Origin of the sequence: Chryseobacterium sp. CBTAP 102, from assembly GCF_003201365.1 — a bacterium.
GTDB classification, from domain to species: Bacteria; Bacteroidota; Bacteroidia; order Flavobacteriales; family Weeksellaceae; genus Chryseobacterium; species Chryseobacterium candidae.
The window spans coordinates 25,315-39,015 of sequence record NZ_QICX01000009.1 but is presented as its reverse complement, the minus strand read 5'-3'; the positions used below and the strand labels follow the sequence as shown (position 1 = coordinate 39,015).

Genomic DNA, 13,701 nt, shown 5'->3' with positions numbered 1-13,701 from the left:
TTGACTCTAGCCCAATTAAATAAAAAAGTCTAATTTAGCAGTATGTTAAAAAAGTTTTTCACAGCGATAGGGGAATACATTATCCTCTTGGGAAAATCCCTGCAGAAACCTCAGAAAATGAGGGTTTTCTGGAAGCTGTTTATGAGAGAAATTAATGATTTGGGAGTAAATTCTTTCGGGCTCGTAGTCTTCACTTCAATTTTCGTGGGGGCTGTAGTTGCTATTCAGATGTTCAACAACTTTGATGCTTCTTCATTCCCTATTCCGCCGTCATTTGTAGGATATGCTACAAAAGCGGTATTGGTATTGGAATTTGCGCCTACCATTATCAGCCTTATTCTGGCCGGTAAAGTAGGATCCTATATTGCTTCCAGTATCGGAACGATGAGAGTTTCAGAACAAATTGACGCACTGGATATTATGGGAGTAAACTCACCCAACTTCCTGATCTTTCCGAAAATCATCGCCTGTATGCTTTTTAATCCTCTCCTTATTGCCATCAGTATTGTATTTGGTATTCTTGGAGGGTATATTGCCGGAATTTTAACAGGAAACTGGACGGAGAACGACTATATTACGGGTATTCAAATGTATATGCCTAATTTGTTTATTTACTATGCATTTACCAAAACAACAGTCTTCGCCTTTATTATTGCAACAGTACCTTCTTATTTCGGATATTTTGTGAAAGGAGGATCTTTGGAAGTAGGTAGAGCCAGTACGCAGGCAGTGGTGTGGACAATGGTATTCATTATCATTTCTGAATTAATTTTAACCCAATTAATATTAAGCTGATGATTGAGGTAAAAGATCTTAAGAAAAGTTTTGATGAAGTTGAAGTACTTAAGGGAATTTCAACCTCATTTGATAAAGGAAAGGTAAACTTAATCATTGGGCAGAGTGGTTCCGGGAAAACTGTTTTTTTAAAAAGTTTGTTGAATGTTTACATGCCGTCTTCCGGAGAAATCCTGTTTGATGGTAAGGATATCAATACCATGACCAGAGATGAAAAACAGCATCTACGTTCAGAAATCGGGACCGTATTCCAGGGAAGTGCTTTATTTGACTCCTTAACTGTGGAAGAAAATATCATGTTTCCTCTTGACATGTTTACCAATCTTACCTACAGAGAAAAAAAGAAAAGGGTTTTTGAGGTAATAGGAAGAGTACATCTTGATAAAGCCGACAAAAAATACCCTTCTGAAATTTCGGGAGGAATGCAGAAAAGGGTCGCTATTGCGAGAGCTATTGTGAACAATCCCAAATATCTGTTTTGTGATGAGCCCAATTCCGGACTTGATCCCTATACTTCAAAAGTAATCGATGATCTTCTTTACGAAATCACAAAAGAATACAACACCACCACCATCATCAATACCCACGATATGAACTCTGTAATGACGATTGGTGAGAAAATTGTATACCTAAGGCTGGGAATTAAAGAATGGGAAGGAAACAAAGACATTCTTATTACTGCAGGCAATAAAAATCTGATTGACTTCGTTTATTCTTCAGAACTTTTTAAAGAGCTGAGAGAATATTTACTTGAGAATAATAAAACGATTGAAACGACAAATACAAAAATAGACGATAATGAAAAAGGTACTTAGTATAGCGTTATTAGGGTTTTCAATGTGGGCTTCTGCACAGATTTCACTGGCAGGTAAAGCCAACTTAATTTTTCCGACAGGCTCACCTTCCTGGTCCAATATTAAAGGAACAGTGAATGATGCGATTGCCGGAACAGGTAAAAATAATGTAGGTTTCAACGTTGGGCTTTCATTAAAAGTAGGTCTTCCTACTTCATTGTTTGTGATGCCGGAGATCTATTATACTCACTTTAAAAATGAGTTTACTACGGAAAATACTACATTTGATGTAAAAAGCAACCGTATTGATGTTCCTGTTCTTTTAGGATATAACCTTCTGGGGAATATGCTTGGGGTTTTTGTAGGACCTGTAGGAAGTTTTAACTTAAACAAAGACAATACTTACAACGATTTCAAAGAAAATGCTAAAAATGATTTTACCGTAGGCTATCAGTTTGGAGCACAGCTTGAAATTAAAAAGCTTATTGTAAATGCAAGATATGAAGGCGCTTTCAGTAAAGACGAAAGAAACTTCATCAACAAAGTTTCCGGTTCGGAAATCAGATATGACAACAGACCTAACCTTTTTATGGTAGGTTTAGGATATAAATTCTAATAAATTATCGAAAATAACAACTGTAAACCCTCAAATTTAAATTTGAGGGTTTCTATTTTGCTCTTCAAGCTCAGCCTGGCGTTTTGCAATTTCTGCAGCCTGTTTTTCAAGCTCTTCTTTGTCTTTCTGCAGCTGTTTGAATTCTTTTTTCTTCTGTTCCGCTTTCATAGCACTTCCTTTGCTTAGATACCCTACCATTCCTCCAATGATAAGACCTATTCCAACTCCTGCCATTATTCCCATAATGTGGGAAATTTTTATTTGTTCTACGGCAAAATCAGTTGTAAGATAAAAAAGCAATGCAGAAACTGCTAAAAGTATAAGTCCGGTAATTGATAAACTCTTCATAATATTGTGTTTAGGTGATTTATAAAAAAGCCTTACCAAATTTACTAAAAATTTAATAAGGCCTTACTCAAGATTAAAATTCTAATTATATTTTACCTCCCGCAGCCTTATAATATTGCAATGCTTTCGGAAGATCCTTATTGATATCTGAAATTCTTGTTTCCGGATTCGGGTGGGTAGATAAGAACTCAGGCTGCCTTGCTCCTGTAGATGCTGCTTCCATTCTGTTCCAGAAAGGAATGGCCGCTCTCGGATCATATCCTGCCATAGACATCAGGTAAAGACCCATTTCATCGGCTTCAGATTCCTGACCTCTTCCATATTTCAATAAAGCAACCTGTGAACCGATAGGATACACCTTCTGGAAAACACTTGCCCATTGTGAATTTGATATTGTTCCTCCCAGGATTGCACCTCCATACTGAGCTACCATTGCCTGAGAGATTCTTTCGTTTCCGTGGCCTGCCAGTGCGTGAGAAACTTCATGTCCCATTACTACGGCAAGTCCGTTATCATCTTTTGTTACCGGTAATATTCCGGTATAAACTGCTACTTTTCCACCAGGCATACACCAGGCGTTCAGCTCATTGCTTTGCAAAAGATTGAATTCCCAGCTATAACTTGCAAGATCCGCTGATCTTCCAATACTCTGATAATATCTTTCTGCTGCATTTTTAATTCTGTTTCCTACATTTACCACTCTCTTTGCATCTGCCGTACCGGTAATTACTTTACCTTTAGACAATGTCGTTCTGTATTCCTGTGAAGACATTGTTAAAATTTCCGAATTGTTGGCCAGCTGTAAAGAAGACCTGCCCGTAATAGGGTTTGTAGTACAGGCAACAGCCGACAGAGCAATAGCTCCCATTCCTAATAGATGTGTAACTTTCATATTTTGAGTGTTAATAATTCAACCTTAACAATTTTTATTCCAAAATATTTCAGAAAGAATATATTTGCATACATTTTGCTTTTTAAATTTAATAATTATATCATTATGAAAAAGTATATTTCTTTACTGATGATTTTTGGATTCCTGTTCTTATTTCAGAGCTGTGCTTCACAAGGTTCATTAGATCCGAAAACAGTAGACACTTTGGTGAATTCCCAGGAGTTTACCTTCTATGCACAAAGAGCCAATCCTACGAATTATGATGTTATTAATGTCATGAACTCAATGCCTAATTCTACTGCAACAAGAATGCTGAATCTAAATGGAGACTATACCATTGATGTAAGTAAAAATACACTGGATGTGGTATTACCCTATTTTGGAAGACTTTTCAATCCAACTTACGGAAACACAAGTGATAACAGCTACCGATTTACTTCAAAAGATTTTACCGTAACTAAAACTCAGAATAAAAAGGGAACCTGGACCTTAAAATTCAAGCCTAAAGATGCAAGAAATGTAGATGAAGTAAATATAGAAATTTTTAAAAACGGTAAGGCTTTCGTTTCTATGAGAAGTAACGACAGACAACCAATTACTTATGACGGATATGTTTCAAAAACGGAGATAAAGCAGGAAAAAGAGAAACCTTAATCCCTGTTTTCGTTAGATAAGAACTTCTCAACAAATAATTTTGCTTCAGTACTTGGATTGGAAATCATAGCTGAAGCATTTTTTTTATGCATGTGATAAGCTTCTTCTAATGCATCACTCTTTTTCATCAGGGATAAAATATATTCCTGAACCCAATATTCAAATCGTTTTTCAGCCTGCTGAACGCGGATTTCTTCAAAACGGCCGCTTTTCTTTTTGAGGTCAATAAATTCGAATATTGTATCATAGACTTCCTGTAATCCTTCGTTATGAAGAGCAGATCCTAATAGCACAGGGATCTTCCAGCCTTTTTCTTTAGGGGGAATGAAATCTAAAGCTCTTTTCAGTTCAAGTCTTGTATTTTTCGCTTTCTGAAGGTTATCCTGATCCACTTTATTGATAAAAATAAGGTCAACCATTTCCATAATTCCTCGTTTAATACCCTGAAGTTCGTCTCCTCCCCCAATGATTTTAAGGAATAAAAAAACATCAGTAATATCAGCTACCAGTACTTCAGACTGCCCTACTCCTACGGTTTCTATTAAAATATAATCGTATCCTGCAGCCTCGCAGATCATCATGGTTTCAAAAGTGGTATTGGCTACTCCTCCAAGAAATCCTGAGCTGGGAGAAGGACGGATGAATGCGTTTTCTTCTTTGGCAAGCTCCTCCATTCTGGTTTTATCTCCCAAAATACTTCCTTTGTTGATGGCCGAACTAGGATCAATAGCGAGAACAGCCACTTTCTTGCCTTGTGCAATTACGAGGCGTCCGAAGTTTTCTATAAAAGTGGATTTTCCTGCTCCGGGAACTCCCGTTACTCCTACTCTCACAGAGTTTCCGGTAAGAGGCATAATTTTCTTCAAAAGTTCTTCCGCCTGTACTCTGTGTTCTGATTTTTTACTTTCAACCAATGTAATAGCTTTTGCAATCAGGCGTTTGTTTCCTGACTGTATTCCCTCTATTAACTCTTCTGTAGAAAATTTCATTGATTCAAAATTAACAATTAAAATGCGAATGGTCAATACCCGGCTTATATTGATCGGCTAAAAGACTAAAATTGTTTGATTTAATATTGCAATTTTTCATTGATTTAATTTTTATTTCTTCTAAATTAAAACTAGAACAGCTTGTATCAAAGGCTGAAGGAATTTATTACATTTGTTATATATCAAAAAAGAAACATGAAAAAACTCATCGCTGCGGCATCGTTTACAGCAATTTTGCTGGTTTCCTGTACGCCGAAAGCTGCTACAGCAAGTGCTGCTCCAGGTACTTCAACATCTACTGCGGAACAGATTGCACAGGGGAAAACAATCTTTGAAAACTCTTGTGGAAGATGTCATAAATTACCTGATCCTGCTTCACACAATCCTGTACAGTGGGTAGGAATCATGAATTCTATGGCTCCAAAAGCAAAATTAACGGATGAACAGCATCAATGGGTTTATGATTATATTGTTTCTGTGAAGAAATAATCATCAAATAAAATCATAGGATATGAAAAAATTCATTTTAACAGGTATTGCAGCATCCGCATTACTGGTATCGTGCGGACCAAAAAGTGTGGCTGTTACAGGGCCCAAATATACCTCATCTGAGCAGCTGGCACAAGGAAAAACGATTTTCGAAAATTCCTGTGCAAAATGTCATAAGCTGCCGGAACCTACCAAGCATGATGACAAAGGATGGATCAACACTTTAAGCAGAATGGCTCCAAAGGCTAAGCTTACTGATGACCAGCATCAAATGGTGTATGATTATCTTATCTCTGTTAATAAGAAATAAGACTGCCTCAAAATTGTCATTCTGAATGAAATAAAATGGAGTAAAGAATCTCATGTTTATTGTTATCAATGGGATTCTTTCTTCGTCAGAATGACAAAAATCAAATGATTTAGCTTTTGAGGCAGTCACACTATTTCTATTATAAGTCAAAAGCCAGATTATTCTGTCTTTTTTACGGTTCGTGTTCTGGTAACCTTTCCTTTGACTAATTTTTCTCTGTCTTCAATCACTTCAAGTGCAGCGCGGGTGTAAGCAAATTTTTTGGCTTCTTTAAGAGTTCCTAAAGCCTGCTTGTATTCAAAGTTTCTTTCATGAAGAAGAGATAGACAGTTCAGAATTTCTGATTTGTCAATTCCTTTTAGTTTTAAGGCAAATGCTATCAATTTTTCTGCTTCTTTATAATCTTCATTATTCAAAAGACATTCAATATAATATTTGGGAATATTGATATTTGAAATGTTACTCTGCATGGCTTCATCAAAGTATTTCTTTGCTGTTTCATAATCCTTCAGTTCTTCGGAATATATTCTTCCCATCAGACACAGGCTGTCTGCATCTTCAGGCTCATAAGAAAGTGCGTAGTTCAGCGCATCCAGGCATTCAGAAAGATTGAATGGAAAATAGTCTAATGCTTCAAAATAATATTTGCTTTTAGTTAAGGTCATTTTTGTAGTTTTTAAGGTTATTTTTCAAGGCATTCCTTTGTTTTTTGAATGTCTTGTCTTCATAATTCTTTTTAAAATCTGTTCCTGAAAATGTACGAACCGGATTTCCGCGTTCTACCTGCATTTGAAGTGCCCAGGTTTCTTTCAGCTTTCTTTCCAGCTGTTGGATAAAAACTGCCGTTACCTTTTCTTTTAATCTGCTAATGGATAGTTTTTTATTCTCAAGCTGTGAACGGGAATCCTGTACAAAAACAGTTTCTTTAGTGGGAATATGAGTGGCACGCACTGCTGTATTGACTTTGTTTACGTTTTGTCCTCCGCTTCCCTGGCTTCTCGCTGTTTGAAACCGGATATCTTTTTCATTGAAATCAATCATTTTCACATTTTCCAGTTCAAAAATTCCGATGAACCAGTTGCTTCTTTTATGCTGCTTCCTGAAGGTACTTTTTCCAATCCAGCAGACGCTTCCCAGCCAGTTTTTTAAGAATGGGGTTAGGTCTTTTCCTGTTAAAAGCACAGTCACTGATTTCAAAGTAAGATTTTCATCACCGTTTTCACGATGAATGATTTCGTATTCTATTGTATTTTGTTTTGCCTCTTCAAGAAAAGTCTTCAGAACCCTGGCTACTACCCACTGGCATTCTAAAGGACCTCTTCCTGAAGTGATCTGTATTAATTTTTCCATTTTTTATGTTGGCATTTTGCTTAATAAAGGGTTTCCTACCGGATTTATTCCCTTTTGTAATAGTTCTTTTGCGGCCATCACTGCCCAGCATTTGTCACTGGAGTGAATATTTCTGTAAAAAGAAAGTAAAATATCAGGCCTCACAACGGTAAAACCATTGGTTTCTAATGTCTCTAGATCATCTCTTTCAAAGAAATCTATGGTAATTCTGTAAAGTTTTTCATATTCCAGCTCAACCGTTTTTTCATACCTGCGAAAGTTTTCTTCACTTGGCAGATGGTCATATCGGGTCCAGACTTTCTGGAATCCTTCCTGCTGAAGAATGATGACTACTTCTGCTACATTTTCTTTTTTTACAAAAACATCAATATCCTTGTGGTCATGGGCATGTTTGTATTCCGTATGTCCTTTTTCCGACATAAAATGCCACGCCCAGCCCCCTGATATAATGACTTTATCTTTTAATTGATTTAAAATTTCGAGTCCGAACCGAATTCTGAATTCCGGCCAGACTTCACCGTATCTTTTTATGTTATGTGGTGCTCCCATTTTTTTTGTTTTTAAATGTTTCCTGATTAAACCTTACAGGTTTTTGAAACCTATAAGGTTGTAAGGTATCAGGCTAATTATTTGTCCATTCTCACAATTCTCGGCTGGAATGTTCCCAGAATATCTACCAGCTCACTTTGTGCATTCATCACTTCATTAATATCTTTGTAAGCCATAGGGGCTTCTTCAGCATTTCCGCCCATCAGTGTGACATTCTTAAGCTTCAATTCTTTTTTGATATCATGCTGAGTGAAAAGGCTTCTGCATTCTCCTCTGGAATGTGCTCTTCCTGCACCATGAGATGCGGAGTTCAGAGATCCCGGATTTCCTTTTCCGCGAACGATGAATCCTTTTGCTGTCATTGATCCAGGAATCATTCCTAATTCATTTTCATTGGCAGGCGTAGCACCCTTTCGGTGAACAATCACTTCTTTACCGTTATGGATTTCTTTCCAGGCAAAGTTGTGATGGTTCTCAATTCTGGCTTTTACTCTTCCACCAACGGCTTTTACCAGCCTTCTGTGAATATCATCATGACAGGCTGAAGCATAATCTCCGGCCAGATTCATTGCTGTCCAGTATTCCAATCCAAGATGGGTACTCAAATCCAGCCATGCGAAGTTTTGGGCTTCTTTTGGTAACGGACACTGCTCTGTTGCCATTCTTGAATAATACTGTGCTATTTCCGCCCCCAGACCTCTTGAGCCGCTGTGAGAAAGTATTCCCAGATATTTTCCTTTAGGCAGGCCAATCTGTTCGTCTTCTTCAGTGATTTCCACTTCCCCGAATTCTACAAAATGATTTCCTCCGCCTGAGGATCCCATCTGTTTGATGGCTTTTCCCTTTAATCTCCTTAAGATCGGGATCATATCGAATGTATCTCTTTCAAATATCTCATGGTCTATGTGAGATTTATGAGTCTCATACATTCCGAATTTTGTGTGTTCGGCAAGCGCTTTTTCATATTTATCTCTTGCTCCTTCAAGATATGAAACGGGTGTATCCAAAATACTGAGGCTCATTCTGCAGCCTATATCCATTCCTACTCCGTAAGGGATTACTGCATTTTCCACCGCCAAGACACCTCCGATGGGAAGTCCATAGCCGCTGTGGGCATCGGGCATTAATGCTCCCTGAGTAGAAATTGGCAGTTTCAAAGCAGTGTATAACTGATTTTTTGCCTCTTCTGAAATGTTGGTACCAAAAATCTGAAAGGAAGCACGCTGTGAATTCAGCATTCTTTTTTCTGTTTTTTTGGATGAAAGCAAGGTTTCTGCAATTTGTCCGAAGGTGAGATCTTTTTCAAATTCTTCCGGATTCAGCAGGATTTCCTTTAAAAGAGATTTTACGTGGTGAATATTCTTCGTTGCAAAATTTCTTTTCATAACTTCCAGGGCTACGTTTACGCTTTGGTTATTTGGATAGCCCAGTTTTAATATATCTTTTCCTTTTAGTTTTAAATTTCCCATTGTTTTTGTTTTAAATAACAGTTGGACTTATACGTCCAGTAAGCTTTCTGCAATCTCTGTTGCAGACATTGTGCAGGTAACATATTTCCTGCTTTTGATAAGTTTTCTTTGATACGTTTCTTTCCATGGATTCGACTTACATAAAATAGTCTTGTGAATAATCCCTATTACCTTATGCTGTCCCAAATAGGAATCCAGCGCCGCATATTCTTTTTCCAGCTCCAGATCCAAGGGTTTGTAATGGGTAATCATATTGGGTTTTACCCTCAGAGTAAATCTCCATGGTTCAGTAAATTGGTAGTAGGTTCCGAATATCTTACGGACAGGGCAATAATCTTCTTTCTTTTCAAAGTATTGTCTTTCTCTATCGGTAAGTTCTAATTTTGGATAATTCCAGGAAAATGAAGTAATATACCTGAGCTTCTGCTCTCTTTCTACATATATTTTCCTTCCGAATTTTCTTTTCTTTTTTAGAAATTTCCGGTTATCAGAATACATATAGGTATTGATCTTCTTTAAAATTCCTTCGAAAAAATCTCTGTCTTTGGATTGTTTTACATCATTTCTTACTACAAAGAATCTTACAAATCCTTTTTGATAGGGTTTATCCAATGGCATCAACGGAAGATTTTTTCTTATTTTCCAGAGTTCTCTACTACGTTTGTATTTTGCTCTTATCTGCCTTTCTACATCTTTTCTAATTGTTCTTTTTCTGCTTCTCACGCTTCTCAGGCGGGAGAACAGAAGGTTATCATTTTCCATTGTTCACAGAAGTATGATGTGAGATCATAAATGTTTTTATTTTATCTCACACAACTTTCAATCAACTAAAACACTAGTTGAATGGATTAATAATAGACAATAATAGTTCTGAGTGATATACTTCATCCTATTTCGTCTTTAATGACACTTAAAAAATTTCGGGTAAACCTGGGAGTTTGAAATATTGCGCAATAAAAAACCCGAAATCTCTACGACTTCGGGTTTTGATATTTCATTGTACTGTTATTCTAAGAATGTACCAAACCGCGAAGCCTTACCACCATAAGTGGCAATCCAACTGTAGAATTCTGATTAGTTCTGAACATTGCTTCGTTGTTTTTAATTGGTTAAACTTGATTTTCAGGTGCAAATATATACATTTTTCTGAAAATCAAAATTTTTTTTTCACTTAAGGTGAATAATACTGAGAAAAATAGCATCAATAACCTTTGTCATTCTCTTTGCATCGAGGGTTTCCAGAGTGTCTGTGGGTTCATGATAATTTTTATTTCTGAAAAAAGATGAATCAGTGATCATGAGTGCCGGAAAATCAAAATTCCAATAGTTAAGATGATCGGAAAAGTCTATTCCTGCAACAAATTTGGGGGCTGAAAATGTTTCGGTTTTAATCTGCCCTGAACCTTTAAAATTGTTGATAAAGTTTTTTACAAACGGGCCTGCCCCACTGAACTTTTTAACCATAGTAATAAAATCTCCTTTATCTCCATAGAACCATGAAAGGATTCCTAAAGGAAAGCTCTGCGATCCTTTCTCATCTCTGAAATAGCCGATCATTTCCACGCTGGCCATTCCATACACATCGATATTGTTGTCTTTTAAGTATTTTGCATGGACATAACTTCCCATGTTTTCGGTTCTGAAATAAGGAGGTTCTTCCAATGTGTAGGCTACGAGATCTACTCTGTACTTCAATTTTTGCTCTTTAAGCATTCTTGCCAGCTCCAAAAGCGCTGTAACTCCGGTAGCGTTATCATCTGCACCCTGCTGATCTCCACAGACATCGTAATGAGCCCCTATGATAATTCTTTTTTTGTTTTCTGTTCCAAAGGAAGTGATTACGTTTTTATATATTTTTCCATCCACCTTATATTCCTGGTAAGCGGTGCTGTCACCATACGTATTAAAAGTCTGATGGATATAGTCTGCAACTGCATTCAGCTGGTTTAAATTTTTATGGTTTCTAAACTGCGGGGTTTGGGTAAGAGCTGTTAAATGTTTTTTTACCAAAGAAGTATCTGCCACAATTTTTGAGCCTTGTATGGATATACTTTCGTTTCCAGACGCTAAAAGGACAACACCAGCGATAATAAATAAGCCTACAAGAAGAAACAGTTTTTTCCTTGCAGGCTTTATTATATTTTTCAGATTCATAGGTTGCATTTTAATTTCAACCTGAAATTAAAGCTTTTCTGATTATTTTTCTAAAAATCTTTCTAAAATTTCCACAGCACATTTCGGAAGGTTGGTTCCTGGCCCGAAAATAAAATCTGCCCCATTGGCATACAGGAATTCATAATCCTGCTGCGGAATTACTCCTCCCACAACGATGGTAATATCATCTGCTCCAAGTTTGGATAATTCTTCAACAACCTGCGGAACTAATGTTTTGTGTCCGGCGGCTAATGAAGAAACACCTAAAATGTGGATATCATTTTCTACAGCCTGTTTCGCCACTTCTTCAGGGGTCTGGAATAATGGAGCAACATCCACGTCAAATCCCATATCTGCAAATGCTGTGGCTACAACTTTAGCACCTCTGTCGTGACCATCCTGTCCCATTTTAGCGACCATAAGTCTTGGGCGGCGTCCTTCTTCTTCTTCAAATTTCTGAGTCAGATGAAGGGCTTTTTCAAAGTATTCATTTTTACCGGCATTCATTGCGTATACACCAGAGATTGTTTTAATATTTGCTTTATATCTTCCGAATGTTTCTTCCATGGCATCGCTCATCTCACCAAGGGTAACTCTTCTTCTGGCTGCTTCGATGCATAATGCCAGCAGGTTTCCTTTTCCTGTCTTAGCGCTTTCGCGGATTTCGTTCAGGATTTGCTCTACAGCTTCAGTATTTCTTTCTGCTTTGATTGTATTCAGTCTTTCAATCTGTTTTCTGCGAACTTCGGTATTGTCAATGTCTAAGATTTCAATCTGATCCTGCTTCAGTGAGGATTTGAATGAATTGACTCCGATAATGAATTCCTCACCACTGTCGATTTTAGCCTGTTTTTTCGCGGCAGCTTCTTCAATTCTCATTTTTGGAATTCCGGCTTCGATGGCTTTGGTCATTCCTCCTTCCTGCTCTACCTCATCAATATACCTCATCGCCTCTTCAATCATTTGCTGAGTAAGGCTTTCCACGAGGTTGCTTCCACCCATCGGATCTACCACATCACATATTCCGCTTTCCTGCTGAAGAATGATCTGTGTATTTCTTGCAATTTTTGCCGAATAATCTGTAGGAAGGGCGATGGCTTCATCCAGTGCGTTGGTATGAAGAGACTGCGTTCCTCCTAATGCTGAAGATAAGGCTTCAATAGCTGTTCTTGTAATATTATTGAAAGGCTCCTGCTCTGTTAAAGACCATCCTGAAGTCTGTGAATGGGTTCTTAACGCCAGAGATTTTGGATTCTGAGGATTAAACTGTTTTAAAAGGGTTGCCCAGATATATCTTGCAGCACGCATTTTCGCAATTTCCATGAAATGATTCATCCCGATTGCCCAGAAGAAAGAAAGCCTTGGAGCGAAATCGTCAACATTCATTCCTGCTTTTATTCCCGTTCTTACATACTCAAGGCCGTCTGCCAGCGTGTATGCCATTTCAAGTACCGGTGTTGCACCTGCTTCCTGCATATGGTATCCGGAAATGGAAATAGAGTTGAATTTCGGAATGTTTTGAGAAGTATATTCAAAAATATCTGCGATGATCTTCATAGAAGGTGCCGGCGGATAGATGTAAGTATTTCTCACCATGAATTCTTTCAAAATATCATTCTGAATAGTTCCTGAAAGCAGTTCCTGTTTTACCCCCTGCTCTTCCGCCGCTACGATGTAGAAAGACAGAATAGGAAGTACAGCACCGTTCATGGTCATGGATACTGAAATCTGATCCAGTGGAATTTCATTGAAAAGGATCTTCATGTCTTCCACAGAGTCGATGGCTACTCCTGCTTTTCCTACATCTCCTACCACCCTTGAATGGTCGGAATCATATCCTCTGTGTGTTGCCAGGTCAAATGCTACTGAAAGACCTTTCTGACCTGCGGCAAGGTTTCTCCTATAGAAGGCATTGGATTCTTCGGCAGTGGAAAATCCCGCATACTGACGGATGGTCCATGGCTTCTGAACATACATGGTAGAATACGGCCCTCTCAGATAGGGAGCAATTCCTGGAGAAGTCTGCGTTAATGATTCATCTTTTACATCTTTTTTTTCATAGGATGATTTGAGTTCAAGACCATCTTTTTCAAAATTGTAAATCTCTCTTTCATGAGATGATACACTAAAATCCGGTTTTTTCACAGAAATTGTCTTTCGCATTCCAATTATTTTTGTCCCCGTAAAGTTAATTTTTTTGAACGAAACATGAAACTTATGTTAATATTCTGTTTTACTTTAATTTAGCAAAAGAAAATGGCCGGGCAAATGCCCGGCCATTCTTATTGGTAT

The 13,701-nt window shown here is 37.6% G+C and carries 16 protein-coding genes; 6 read left to right on the top strand and 10 right to left on the bottom strand.

Features of this window, described 5'->3' with window-relative positions; all coding sequences use genetic code 11:
- Positions 1-42: 42 nt before the first annotated feature.
- From C8D70_RS13370 to C8D70_RS13360, 3 genes are read left to right on the top strand one after another with little or no spacing between them, the layout of a single operon-like run.
- A complete protein-coding gene (locus C8D70_RS13370) occupies positions 43-795 on the top strand; it encodes an MlaE family ABC transporter permease (protein WP_076595394.1) in 753 nt (250 codons plus the stop codon).
- On the top strand, positions 795-1,610 hold the full coding sequence (locus tag C8D70_RS13365) for an ABC transporter ATP-binding protein (RefSeq protein WP_076595393.1): 816 nt from the start codon (positions 795-797) through the stop codon (positions 1,608-1,610). The genes C8D70_RS13370 and C8D70_RS13365 overlap by 1 nt, the downstream gene beginning before the upstream one ends.
- A complete protein-coding gene (locus C8D70_RS13360; protein WP_034692679.1) occupies positions 1,594-2,205 on the top strand; it encodes an outer membrane beta-barrel protein in 612 nt (203 codons plus the stop codon). Before C8D70_RS13365 ends, C8D70_RS13360 begins: the two co-directional genes overlap by 17 nt.
- 36 nt (positions 2,206-2,241) lie before the next feature.
- Here the strand turns inward: C8D70_RS13360 and C8D70_RS13355 are convergent, their stop codons facing one another.
- Both C8D70_RS13355 and C8D70_RS13350 read right to left on the bottom strand, forming a co-directional pair.
- The gene (locus C8D70_RS13355) at positions 2,242-2,553 is read right to left on the bottom strand and encodes a hypothetical protein (RefSeq protein ID WP_076595391.1); all 312 of its coding nucleotides are present in this window, start codon (positions 2,551-2,553) and stop codon (positions 2,242-2,244) included.
- Between the two features lie 85 nt (positions 2,554-2,638).
- Positions 2,639-3,445, bottom strand: coding sequence for a M48 family metallopeptidase (locus C8D70_RS13350; RefSeq protein ID WP_076595390.1), 807 nt, complete (start codon positions 3,443-3,445; stop codon positions 2,639-2,641).
- Positions 3,446-3,550: 105 nt separating this feature from the next.
- On the opposite strand from C8D70_RS13350, the gene C8D70_RS13345 reads away from it, so the two are divergent.
- The gene (locus C8D70_RS13345; RefSeq protein WP_076595389.1) at positions 3,551-4,099 is read left to right on the top strand and encodes a DUF4251 domain-containing protein; all 549 of its coding nucleotides are present in this window, start codon (positions 3,551-3,553) and stop codon (positions 4,097-4,099) included.
- Here the strand turns inward: C8D70_RS13345 and meaB are convergent.
- A complete protein-coding gene (gene meaB / locus C8D70_RS13340; RefSeq protein WP_110367637.1) occupies positions 4,096-5,088 on the bottom strand; it encodes a methylmalonyl Co-A mutase-associated GTPase MeaB in 993 nt (330 codons plus the stop codon). The two genes, C8D70_RS13345 and meaB, sit on opposite strands and share 4 nt — an antisense overlap.
- A gap of 195 nt (positions 5,089-5,283) precedes the next feature.
- On the opposite strand from meaB, the gene C8D70_RS13335 reads away from it, so the two are divergent.
- Positions 5,284-5,577 (top strand): c-type cytochrome, encoded by a 294-nt coding sequence (locus C8D70_RS13335; RefSeq protein ID WP_110367636.1) that lies wholly within the window; start codon positions 5,284-5,286, stop codon positions 5,575-5,577.
- A gap of 22 nt (positions 5,578-5,599) precedes the next feature.
- The gene (locus C8D70_RS13330) at positions 5,600-5,887 is read left to right on the top strand and encodes a c-type cytochrome (protein ID WP_076595386.1); all 288 of its coding nucleotides are present in this window, start codon (positions 5,600-5,602) and stop codon (positions 5,885-5,887) included.
- 158 nt (positions 5,888-6,045) lie between these two features.
- On the opposite strand, the gene C8D70_RS13325 is transcribed toward C8D70_RS13330, so the two are convergent.
- The 7 genes from C8D70_RS13325 to scpA all read right to left on the bottom strand — a co-directional run bounded on the left by C8D70_RS13325 (position 6,046) and on the right by scpA (position 13,572).
- The gene (locus C8D70_RS13325; protein ID WP_110367635.1) at positions 6,046-6,552 is read right to left on the bottom strand and encodes a tetratricopeptide repeat protein; all 507 of its coding nucleotides are present in this window, start codon (positions 6,550-6,552) and stop codon (positions 6,046-6,048) included.
- Positions 6,539-7,237: a peptide chain release factor H gene (gene prfH / locus C8D70_RS13320; RefSeq protein WP_110367634.1), complete on the bottom strand. Its 699-nt coding sequence runs from the start codon at positions 7,235-7,237 to the stop codon at positions 6,539-6,541. The genes C8D70_RS13325 and prfH overlap by 14 nt, the downstream gene beginning before the upstream one ends.
- 3 nt (positions 7,238-7,240) lie before the next feature.
- Entirely contained in the window at positions 7,241-7,786 is a 546-nt protein-coding gene (locus C8D70_RS13315; protein WP_110367633.1) for a hypothetical protein, read from the bottom strand.
- A gap of 77 nt (positions 7,787-7,863) precedes the next feature.
- Positions 7,864-9,255 carry an RtcB family protein gene (locus C8D70_RS13310; RefSeq protein ID WP_110367632.1) on the bottom strand — a complete coding sequence of 464 codons (1,392 nt, stop codon included), beginning with the start codon at positions 9,253-9,255 and terminating at the stop codon, positions 7,864-7,866.
- Positions 9,256-9,282: 27 nt separating this feature from the next.
- Entirely contained in the window at positions 9,283-10,017 is a 735-nt protein-coding gene (locus tag C8D70_RS13305) for a hypothetical protein (RefSeq protein WP_110367631.1), read from the bottom strand.
- A 405-nt stretch (positions 10,018-10,422) separates the two neighbouring features.
- Entirely contained in the window at positions 10,423-11,409 is a 987-nt protein-coding gene (locus C8D70_RS13300; protein ID WP_110367630.1) for a M28 family peptidase, read from the bottom strand.
- A 42-nt stretch (positions 11,410-11,451) separates the two neighbouring features.
- Entirely contained in the window at positions 11,452-13,572 is a 2,121-nt protein-coding gene (gene scpA, locus C8D70_RS13295; RefSeq protein ID WP_076595381.1) for a methylmalonyl-CoA mutase, read from the bottom strand.
- Positions 13,573-13,701: the final 129 nt, after the last annotated feature.

Excerpts from the sequence above, each read along its gene's own strand:
- meaB (WP_110367637.1), bottom strand. The coding sequence starts at position 5,088 with ATGAAATTTTCTACAGAAGAGTTAATAGAGGGAATACAGTCAGGAAAC.
- C8D70_RS13370 (WP_076595394.1), top strand. The coding sequence starts at position 43 with ATGTTAAAAAAGTTTTTCACAGCGATAGGGGAATACATTATCCTCTTG.
- C8D70_RS13305 (WP_110367631.1), bottom strand. The coding sequence starts at position 10,017 with ATGGAAAATGATAACCTTCTGTTCTCCCGCCTGAGAAGCGTGAGAAGC.
- C8D70_RS13360 (WP_034692679.1), top strand. The coding sequence starts at position 1,594 with ATGAAAAAGGTACTTAGTATAGCGTTATTAGGGTTTTCAATGTGGGCT.
- C8D70_RS13355 (WP_076595391.1), bottom strand. The coding sequence starts at position 2,553 with ATGAAGAGTTTATCAATTACCGGACTTATACTTTTAGCAGTTTCTGCA.
- scpA (WP_076595381.1), bottom strand. The coding sequence starts at position 13,572 with ATGCGAAAGACAATTTCTGTGAAAAAACCGGATTTTAGTGTATCATCT.
- C8D70_RS13300 (WP_110367630.1), bottom strand. The coding sequence starts at position 11,409 with ATGAATCTGAAAAATATAATAAAGCCTGCAAGGAAAAAACTGTTTCTT.
- prfH (WP_110367634.1), bottom strand. The coding sequence starts at position 7,237 with ATGGAAAAATTAATACAGATCACTTCAGGAAGAGGTCCTTTAGAATGC.
- C8D70_RS13310 (WP_110367632.1), bottom strand. The coding sequence starts at position 9,255 with ATGGGAAATTTAAAACTAAAAGGAAAAGATATATTAAAACTGGGCTAT.
- C8D70_RS13335 (WP_110367636.1), top strand. The coding sequence starts at position 5,284 with ATGAAAAAACTCATCGCTGCGGCATCGTTTACAGCAATTTTGCTGGTT.
- C8D70_RS13365 (WP_076595393.1), top strand. The coding sequence starts at position 795 with ATGATTGAGGTAAAAGATCTTAAGAAAAGTTTTGATGAAGTTGAAGTA.
- C8D70_RS13345 (WP_076595389.1), top strand. The coding sequence starts at position 3,551 with ATGAAAAAGTATATTTCTTTACTGATGATTTTTGGATTCCTGTTCTTA.
- C8D70_RS13350 (WP_076595390.1), bottom strand. The coding sequence starts at position 3,445 with ATGAAAGTTACACATCTATTAGGAATGGGAGCTATTGCTCTGTCGGCT.
- C8D70_RS13315 (WP_110367633.1), bottom strand. The coding sequence starts at position 7,786 with ATGGGAGCACCACATAACATAAAAAGATACGGTGAAGTCTGGCCGGAA.
- C8D70_RS13325 (WP_110367635.1), bottom strand. The coding sequence starts at position 6,552 with ATGACCTTAACTAAAAGCAAATATTATTTTGAAGCATTAGACTATTTT.
- C8D70_RS13330 (WP_076595386.1), top strand. The coding sequence starts at position 5,600 with ATGAAAAAATTCATTTTAACAGGTATTGCAGCATCCGCATTACTGGTA.